At 63.8% G+C, this 8,856-nt stretch carries 10 protein-coding genes; all 10 read left to right on the top strand.

Annotated elements, in window-relative coordinates; all coding sequences use genetic code 11:
• Positions 1-66 precede the first annotated feature (66 nt).
• The 10 genes from purC (at position 67) to VGG47_RS01420 (ending at position 8,760) form a co-directional block, all read left to right on the top strand.
• Positions 67-831 (top strand): phosphoribosylaminoimidazolesuccinocarboxamide synthase, encoded by a 765-nt coding sequence (purC, locus tag VGG47_RS01465; RefSeq protein ID WP_331535089.1) that lies wholly within the window; start codon positions 67-69, stop codon positions 829-831.
• A complete protein-coding gene (purS, locus tag VGG47_RS01460) occupies positions 828-1,070 on the top strand; it encodes a phosphoribosylformylglycinamidine synthase subunit PurS (RefSeq protein ID WP_331535088.1) in 243 nt (80 codons plus the stop codon). The genes purC and purS overlap by 4 nt, the downstream gene beginning before the upstream one ends.
• The gene (gene kch, locus VGG47_RS01455; RefSeq protein ID WP_331535087.1) at positions 1,067-2,308 is read left to right on the top strand and encodes a voltage-gated potassium channel protein; all 1,242 of its coding nucleotides are present in this window, start codon (positions 1,067-1,069) and stop codon (positions 2,306-2,308) included. Before purS ends, kch begins: the two co-directional genes overlap by 4 nt.
• A gap of 205 nt (positions 2,309-2,513) precedes the next feature.
• A complete protein-coding gene (gene purQ / locus VGG47_RS01450) occupies positions 2,514-3,173 on the top strand; it encodes a phosphoribosylformylglycinamidine synthase subunit PurQ (RefSeq protein WP_331535086.1) in 660 nt (219 codons plus the stop codon).
• Positions 3,170-5,344, top strand: a complete 2,175-nt coding sequence (gene purL, locus VGG47_RS01445) for a phosphoribosylformylglycinamidine synthase subunit PurL (protein WP_331535085.1) — start codon at positions 3,170-3,172, stop codon at positions 5,342-5,344. The genes purQ and purL overlap by 4 nt, the downstream gene beginning before the upstream one ends.
• Positions 5,345-5,355: 11 nt before the next feature.
• Entirely contained in the window at positions 5,356-5,589 is a 234-nt protein-coding gene (locus tag VGG47_RS01440) for a BolA family protein (RefSeq protein ID WP_331535084.1), read from the top strand.
• 11 nt (positions 5,590-5,600) lie between these two features.
• Positions 5,601-5,936: a Grx4 family monothiol glutaredoxin gene (gene grxD / locus VGG47_RS01435; RefSeq protein ID WP_331535083.1), complete on the top strand. Its 336-nt coding sequence runs from the start codon at positions 5,601-5,603 to the stop codon at positions 5,934-5,936.
• Between the two features lie 151 nt (positions 5,937-6,087).
• Complete coding sequence (locus VGG47_RS01430; protein WP_331535082.1) at positions 6,088-7,278, top strand: glycosyltransferase; 1,191 nt, start codon at positions 6,088-6,090, stop codon at positions 7,276-7,278.
• 188 nt (positions 7,279-7,466) lie between these two features.
• Positions 7,467-8,306, top strand: a complete 840-nt coding sequence (locus VGG47_RS01425; protein WP_331535081.1) for an EAL domain-containing protein — start codon at positions 7,467-7,469, stop codon at positions 8,304-8,306.
• Positions 8,307-8,493: 187 nt separating this feature from the next.
• Complete coding sequence (locus VGG47_RS01420; RefSeq protein ID WP_331535080.1) at positions 8,494-8,760, top strand: DUF3253 domain-containing protein; 267 nt, start codon at positions 8,494-8,496, stop codon at positions 8,758-8,760.
• Positions 8,761-8,856: the final 96 nt, after the last annotated feature.

Below are 8,856 nucleotides of genomic sequence, written 5' to 3'. Positions count from 1 at the left end.
GCAGGCATAGCGCGACTACCGCTGGGTTGGTATAGACCCTGACCATTGATTTTCTGAAGGTACGAAATGGCCCGCCGCCGGCAGCTCTATGAAGGCAAAGCAAAAATTCTGTTCGAGGGACCGGAACCCGGCACCCTTGTGCAATATTTCAAGGATGACGCCACGGCGTTCAACGCGGAAAAGAAGGGCACCATCACAGGCAAAGGTGTCCTGAACAACCGCATCAGCGAATTCCTGATGACCAAGCTGGCGGAAATCAACATCCCCACGCATTTCATCCGGCGCCTGAACATGCGCGAGCAGCTGATCAAGGAAGTCGAGATCATTCCGATCGAGGTCGTGGTCCGCAATGTCGCCGCCGGCAGCCTGTCCTCGCGCCTGGGCATCCCGGAAGGCACCCGCCTGCCCCGCTCGATCGTCGAGTATTATTACAAGAACGACCAGCTGAAGGACCCGATGGTGGCTGAAGAGCACATCACGGCCTTCGGCTGGGCGACTCCGCCGGACATGGACGACATCGTCCACCTGACCCTGCGCATCAATGACTTCCTCACCGGCCTGTTCCTCGGCGTCGGCATCACCCTGGTCGACTTCAAGATCGAATTCGGCCGGCTGTACGAGAATGAGGACATGCGCATCGTCCTGGCCGACGAGATCAGCCCGGATAATTGCCGCCTCTGGGACGCCAAGACCAACGAAAAGATGGACAAGGACCGCTTCCGCCGCGATCTCGGCAAGATCGAGGAGGCCTATCAGGAAGTCGCCCGCCGCCTCGGCATCCTGCCCGAAGCTGGCTCCCGCGACCTCAAGGGCCCGGAGATGATGCAATGAAAGCCATCGTCACCGTCATGCTGAAAGACGGCGTGCTGGACCCGCAAGGCAAGGCCATCGGCCACGCCTTGCACATGCTCGGCTTCCCCCAGGTCGGCGAGGTCCGCGCCGGCAAGGTCATCGAGCTGGAGCTGGACGAGACCGACAGGGCCAAAGCCAAGACCGCCGCCGAGGACATGGCGAAAAAACTGCTCGCCAACACCGTCATCGAAAGTTTTAAGGTCGAGATCACCGGTTGAGGTCGCCCAGCGACCTCTTCCACCCTTCTCATTTCCAGCCGGCCTTCCGGCGCCTCGCCCACCGCGTTCGGCTGGATCTCTGGTTCCCGCATCTACCACTCGCCTGCGCCGTCGGCGGCGCGGGCGCGCTGGCACTGGTGCCGACGATCCGGCACTTCCTCTACGAATATTTCCATCTGCGCCTGAGTGAGCTGTTCAACGCCCTCCACCCGCTGACGGCCGGCGTTCCCGAGGTGGTGCTGAGCGGCGTGCCCAACGCCGCCATCGGCTGGCTGCAGATTTTCATCGCCATCGGCCTGCTGCTCCGCTCCCGCCTGGCCTGGATTTCCGCCCTGCTCATCGCCCTGGCACAATTGGCCCTGGCGGTCGGCTACACGCATTATTCCTGGCACTCCAGCACCGCGTTATATCTTGTCGCCCTGCTCTGTGCCCTTTCAGTCGCAGGCCGGGCTTTCCAAAGGTCCTCGCTGGCCGCCGGCACGCTCTTCGCGCTGGCCGCCACCGGCCTGCTGCTCGCCTATGGCGTCCTCGGCTCGCTGATCCTCGGCCAGGGTTTCACCCCACCGATCGAAACGTTTCAACAGGCCGTCTATTTTACCGTCGTCACCATGTCCACCGTCGGCTATGGCGATATCCTGCCGAAGAGCGACGACGCCAGGCTGTTCGTCGTCTCGCTGATCATTGTCGGCCTCAGCGTGTTCGTGACCTCGATCACCGCGGTGATCGGCCCGCTGGTGCAAGGGCGCCTCAGCCGTATCATCTCCCCGGAGAGAAAACGCATGAAACGGATCGACCACTTCATCATCGCCGGAGACGGCGCGCTGGCCCGTAACACCGCGCGCGAATTGCTGGCCCGGGACCGGCCGGTGCTCGTTATCCTGGACGAGGAAGTTGCCGCTTTCGGCGATGCCGAAATTGTCATCGGCGATCCGACCGATCTCGACGTGCTGCGCCGCGCCGGAGCCGAAACGGCGCGCGCGGTCCTGGCGCTGTCCAATGACGACGCCGAGAACGCGTTCGTGATCCTCGCTTTGCGCGAACTCGCCACAGACGCCAAAAAAGTCGCCGCGGTCAGCAACCGCAAGAATCTGGAGCGGGTGCGGCGCGTGCAGCCCGACATGATCCTTGCCCCCAACGTGTTCGGCGGCGAGGTTCTGGCGATGGCGCTGACGGACGAAAAAATCGATGGCGCCAGCCTCGTGGAACGATTTTTGGACGTGAACGCACAACATAACTGAAGAAAGCGGCCGCTTTTTAAAAAAAGCGGCGCAAAAATTTTTGCTCCGCTGGGCCATGGACGTTGTCGGCGACGACGCCCATGGCCCAGCATAACAAAGTTTTTTGCTTCTTTTTGTTCACAAAAAGAAGCCTTCCCTTTTGCTTGCCTGAGCAGGTCTCAGTGCTCTGCTTTACTTCCCCGCCGCGCTTCGGCAGAGGAACGCCATGCGTACAGCAATCCTTCTTTTTCCCGGCATCAACCGCGAGCGTGACATGGCGATCGCGGTCCGCCAGAGCTTCGGCGCCGAGCCGAAAATGGTCTGGCACAAGGAAACCGACCTTTCCGGCATTGATCTCGTCATCATCCCCGGCGGCTTCTCTTTCGGCGACTATCTGCGCTGCGGCGCCATGGCGGCGCAGAGCCCGATCATGCGCGCGGTCAAAGACCATGCGGCACGCGGCGGCTACGTGCTCGGCGTCTGCAACGGCTTCCAGATCCTCACCGAGGCCGGACTGCTCCCCGGCGCTTTGCTCCGCAATGCCGGACTCCGCTTCCTCTCGATGGACACCATGCTGCGCGTTGAACGCGCCGACACGGTCTTCACGAGCAAGTGGGAGACGGGCGCAATATTCCGCGCACCAATGGCCCATGGTGACGGTAACTACGCCGCGGACACCGCGACGCTGGACCGGCTGGAGGGCGAGAACCTCGTTGCCTTCCGCTACGCCGACGGCAACCGCAACGGCGCCGCCCGCGACATCGCCGGCATCTATTCGCCCAATCTGCGCATCCTCGGCCTCATGCCGCATCCCGAGGATCTGGTGGACCCGCTGCTCGGCGGCACCGATGGCAAACCCCTCTTTGATTCACTGGCAGCCGCATGAAAACCGTTGACGCTACGCTCGCCAAATCCTTCGGCCTCAACGCCGAGGAATACGCCAAGGTCCTGGAGATCATGGGCCGCACGCCGAGCTTCACCGAGCTCGGCATTTTCTCGGTCATGTGGTCCGAGCATTGCTCCTACAAATCCTCGCGCGTCTGGCTGAAGGAGCTGCCCACCAAGGCGCCCTGGGTCATTCACGGCCCCGGCGAGAATGCCGGCGTGATCGATATCGGCGAGGGCATGGCCGCGATCTTCAAGATGGAGTCGCACAACCACCCCAGCTTCATCGAGCCCTATCAGGGTGCTGCCACCGGTGTCGGCGGCATTCTGCGCGACGTGTTCACCATGGGCGCGCGGCCGATCGCCAACCTCAACGCGCTGCGCTTCGGCGACCCGGCACTGCCGGTGACGAAACGCGTGGTCGACGGCGTGGTGCGCGGCATCGGCGGCTACGGCAATTGCGTGGGCGTGCCCACCGTCGGCGGCGAGGTGAATTTCCACCCCGCCTATAACGGCAACCCGCTGGTCAACGCCATGACCGTCGGCATCGCCGCACAGGACAAGATCTTCCTGTCCGCCGCCGCGGGCATCGGCAATCCCGTCGTCTATGTCGGCAGCAAGACCGGGCGCGACGGCATCCATGGCGCGACCATGGCCAGCACCGAGTTCGACGCGTCCTCCGAGGAAAAACGCCCGACCGTGCAGGTCGGCGATCCGTTCACCGAAAAACTGCTTATCGAGGCCTGCCTGGAGCTGATGCAGACCGACGCCATCGTCGCGATCCAGGACATGGGTGCGGCCGGGCTGACCTCCTCCTCCGTGGAAATGGCGGGCAAAGGCGGTGTCGGCATTGAGCTGATCCTCGACGACGTGCCGCAGCGCGAGACCGGCATGACCGCCTATGAGATGATGCTCTCGGAAAGCCAGGAGCGCATGCTGCTGGTGCTCAAGCCCGAGCGCGCCGAGATGGCCCGCGCCATCATCGCGAAATGGGACCTCGACTACGCCATCATCGGCCATATCACCGATACCGGCCGCATTATCGTCAAGCACAAGGGCGTGGTTGAGGCGGACATTCCGCTCGACCCGCTGGCCGAGGCCGCCCCGCTCTATCGCCGCCCCATCGCCGAGACGCCGAAGCCGGCGCCGCTCGGCCCTGTGAACAGCGACATGAGGCTGGACGAGGCCTTGCTGAAACTGATCGCGAGCCCGGATCTGTGCTCGCGGCGCTGGATTTTCGACCAGTACGACTCCACCGTGGGCGGGCAGACCGTGAAACGCCCGGCCCAGGCCGATGCCGCCATCGTCCGGCTGGAGGGCACCAACCGCGCTCTGGCGCTGACCACGGATTGCACCCCGCGCTATTGCGTGGCCGATCCCGAGGCCGGCGGCGCGCAGGCGGTGGTGGAAGCCTGGCGCAACATTACCGCCACCGGCGCAACCCCGCTCGCCGTCACCGACAACATGAATTTCGGCAATCCGGAAAAGCCGGAAATCATGGGCCAGTTCGCCGCCGCCATCAAAGGCATGGCGGCCGCCTGCACGGCGCTCGACTTCCCCGTCGTGTCCGGCAATGTCTCGCTCTACAACGAGACCGAGGGCAAGGGCATTCTCCCCACCCCGGCGATCGGCGCGGTGGGCGTGATCGAGGACGCATCCAAGGCGGTCGGCCTGGCGCTGAAACCCGGCCATGACCTGATCGTGATCGGCGCCAGCAAAGGTGAACTCGGCCGCTCGCTCTGGCTGCGTGAAATCCTCGGCCAGGAAACCGGTGCGCCACCCGCCATCGACCTCGCCGCCGAACGCCGGAACGGCGATTTCGTCCGCGCGCAGATTTTGGCGGGCAACGTCGCGGCCTGCCACGACGTCTCCGATGGCGGCCTGCTGGTCGCGGTCGCGGAAATGGCGCTGGCCGGCGACACCGGTGCGGCGCTCACCGCGCCGGAGACCTCGCACGCCTTCTGGTTCGGCGAGGAACAGGCGCGCTACGTGCTGGCGGTTCAGGACGGCGCAAAGCTGCTCGCGGCAGCAAAAGAAGCCGGCATTCCGGCGGTGCAGATAGGCCATGCGGATGGTGCCAAGAGTTTGACACATTCCGATACCATCGCCATATCTTTGTCACAGTTGCGCGAAGCCCATGAGCGGTTCTTCCCCGCCTGGTTCGCTCTGTAAGGATTCGGAACATGGCAATGTCGGCCAGTGAAATTGAAGCCTTGATCAAGACCGCATTTCCGGATGCGAAAATCACGATCGAAGACCTGGCGGGTGACAATGATCACTTCGCCGCGACCGTGGTGACAGAGGCGTTCCGCGGGGTCTCCCGCGTACGCCAGCACCAGATGGTCTATGCCGCTCTGCAGGGACGCATGGGCGGAACCTTGCACGCTCTGGCCCTGCAAACCGCCGCTCCCGAATAAGGATCTATTCTATGAACAACCCCGTTTTTGCCGAAATTCAGTCGCAGATAGACGCCACCCCGGTTCTGCTCTTCATGAAGGGCACGCCGATGTTCCCGCAATGCGGTTTCTCCGCGCGGGTCATCCAGATCCTCAAACATGCCGGCGTGCCGTTCAAGACCGTGAACGTGCTGGAAGACCAGGAAGTCCGCGAAGGCATCAAGGCCTTCAGCAACTGGCCGACCATTCCGCAGCTCTACGTGAAGGGCGAGTTCGTCGGCGGCTGCGATATCATCACCGAGATGTACCAGTCCGGCGAGCTGCAGACCCTGCTCACCGAAAAAGGCGTCACCCAGGACGCTGCCTGAAGAAAGCGGCCGCTTTTTGAAAAAAGCGGCGCAAAAACTTTTGTTATGCTGGGCCGTGGGCGTTGTCGGCGACAACGCCCACTAGCCTGCCGGGCGGGATGTCCGGCCAAGAAGAAGAAAAAAACTCCGTTCGACAGGCGGGCCGCGCCTTATGCGCTATGTCTTCCTCACCTATGAGCTGCCGCGTCCCGGTTCTGCCGGCCATCTGGCGACCAATCACGCCATCATTTCCTGGCTGCAGGGGCTGGGCCATCAGGTCACCGTGCTGCTGCTTGGCGCACGGCTGGCCGGGCCGGCGACGCGTTACGGCATCGCCCCGGTGGTCGGCCCGCAAGTCGCCGTCTGGGGCAATTTTTTGCTCCCACGCTCCCCGCGCGCCCTGACCTCGATTCTGGCCCGTGCCGCTTTGCGCGGCTTGCCGGCCCCGGCCGCCGGCTGGGTCCGCCACCGGCAGCATGACGCCGATGCGGTGCTCGGCCGCTTTTGCACCCAGGACGAAACGCGCTGGGCGGCGAAGCATATCGCCCGCCTGAAACCCGACGCCGTGCTGATCGACACGCTGTTCCGCGCCGCCCCCCTGGCCACGCCGGAACTGCATGGCCTCAACAGCGTGATCATCGCGCATGACGTGTTCCACCGCCGCCACCGCGCGCTGGTCAGCGCCGGCTACAGCGTGCAGCCCCGGCATCTGTCGTGCGCGGACGAGGTCTCATGGCTGCGCGGCGCGCGCTGCATCGCCGCCAGCCAGCACGACGAGGCCGCCTTGCTGCAAAAACTCTGCCCGGCGCAGACTGTGTTTGCCGCACCGATGCCGGCCCCGCCTTGTCCGCCCCCCGCAGGCTGGCTGCGCAGGCCGGGAAGACTGGTCTTCATCGGCAGTGACGCCTTGCCGAACCTCGACGGGCTGCGCTGGTTTTTCGCCGAAATCTGGCCACGTCTGGACAACACCATCAGCCTCGACCTGATCGGCGATTGCGGTGCGGCGCTGCACACCGTGCCGCCGGGTGTGGCGCGCCATGGCAGGGTTGGGGACCTGCGCACGCTGCTCTACGATGCCAGCCTCGCGATCTCCCCCTTGCGGGTCGGCTCCGGGCTGAAGATCAAGCTGCTCGAATATGCAAGGCATGGGCTCGTCACGGTCGCCACGCCCTGCAGCCTGGAAGGGTTCGTGCCCGACACCACCGCCCCCTTCATCGCCGCCGCTTCGCCTGAAAACTTCGCCGCCGCCATCGCCCGGCAGCTGGCAGCACCTGCGCCGACCGGCTGGCCCGTCGATTACGTGACACGGCATTACGGCATCGAGGCCAGTTTTGGCGCCTTGCGCGCGGCGCTTGGGGCTTAAAGAAAGGAAAGCAGCCGCTTTTTAAAAGCGGCGCAAAAATTTTTATTATGCTGGGTCATGGGCTGTGTCGGCGACAACGCCCATGGCCCCAGCATAATAAAGTTTTTTTGCTACTTTTTGTTCACAAAAAGTAATCTTTCTTTTCTCCTTTTCCACTCTGTTAATCTCTCCGGGTGAGACTTTGTCTCATGCCCGCTCAACCTCCCTTCCCCCGAATCATCTCGCCTGCTCCCGATCTGCACGAGGTTCCGCGCAGCACGTGGCACGAGGTCACTGAACGCCGCCGGGTGACGCGCCGCCTGCGCCACGCCCTCGCCGCCGGTGACTTGCTGCTCCACTACCAACCGCTGGTGACGCTGGGCTCCGGCCAGATCCGCGGCGCCGAAGCGCTGGTCCGGCTGCGCCACCACCGCCTCGGCCTGCTGCCCGCCAGCCATTTCATGCCCGGCGTCGAACGGGCGGACATCATCGTCGAATTCGGCGGTTGGTTGCTCGATCAGGCTTGCGCCCAGGCGGCGATCTGGCCGGAACCCGCCTGCATCGCCGTCACACTGGCGCCGCGGCACCTGCAGGACCGCAACTTCATGCGCCAGTTCCTCGAGCGGCTGGGCCGTACCGGCATCGCCCCTGAGCGCCTGGAACTCGGCCTGACCGAGGCCATGCTGACTGGCGCGACCACCAACACGGCATTCAGCCTGAACGCCCTGCAAGGCCTCGGCGTGCGCCTGGCGCTGACAATTTTTGGCGGCGGTTCGATCAATCTTCCGGCACTGCGCCGGCTACAGCTCACGACACTCAGGCTCGACCGCTCCCTCACGCATAATCTCGACGGCAACCCTGACAGCGACGCCATCGTCCGGGCCATCAAAACCGGGCACGAACTCGGCTGCACGGTGCTCGCCGATGGTGTCGACACCAAACGGCAATTCAGCAGGTTGTTGAAAATGGGCTGCGATGAGGGACAAGGCAATTATTTCAGCCCACCGCTGGCGGCATCGGAACTGGTGGCATGGTTCACGCCGCGGTGAAGGCGAAAGCAAAAAGGAAGGCTACTTTTTGTGAACAAAGAGTAGCAAAAAAACTTCTATAATGCTGGGCCGTGGGCGTTGTCGCAGGCACAGCCCCAGGCTCAGCTTCATCAAAAGTTTTTGCGCCGCTTTTTTCAAAAAGCGGCCTTCTTCCTATCGGGCGCGGCTTTCGGCATAAGGCTGACGCATGAATGCATCTTCCGACCCCGCCGAGTTGGCGATCCTGAACCTCCTGGCCGAGCGCGGGGACAAATCGATCTGCCCCACCGAAGCCGCCCGTGCGCTGGCCGGCCATCCCGAGGGCGATAAATGGCGCGGCAGCCTGTCGCCCGTGCGCCTTGCCGCGTTCCGCCTCGCCAAGGCCGGCCGGATCGAAATTCTGCGCAAGGGCAAGCCGGTCCCGCCGGAAGAGGCACGCGGGGTGATCCGGCTGCGGCTGACGAAGCTGGACTGATCTATGCGCCTGCTGCCCTGGCTGCTCAGCTTCGTCTTTCCGCGTTGCACCGCCCTCGGCAGTTCCGGGCTGCGCGCTCCCGGCCTCTACGCACAT

Origin of the sequence: Acidocella sp., assembly GCF_036489515.1 — a bacterium.
GTDB lineage: Bacteria > Pseudomonadota > Alphaproteobacteria > Acetobacterales > Acetobacteraceae > Acidocella.
The sequence above is the reverse complement of the archived record's forward strand: the minus strand, read 5'-3'. Positions and strand labels throughout refer to the sequence as shown.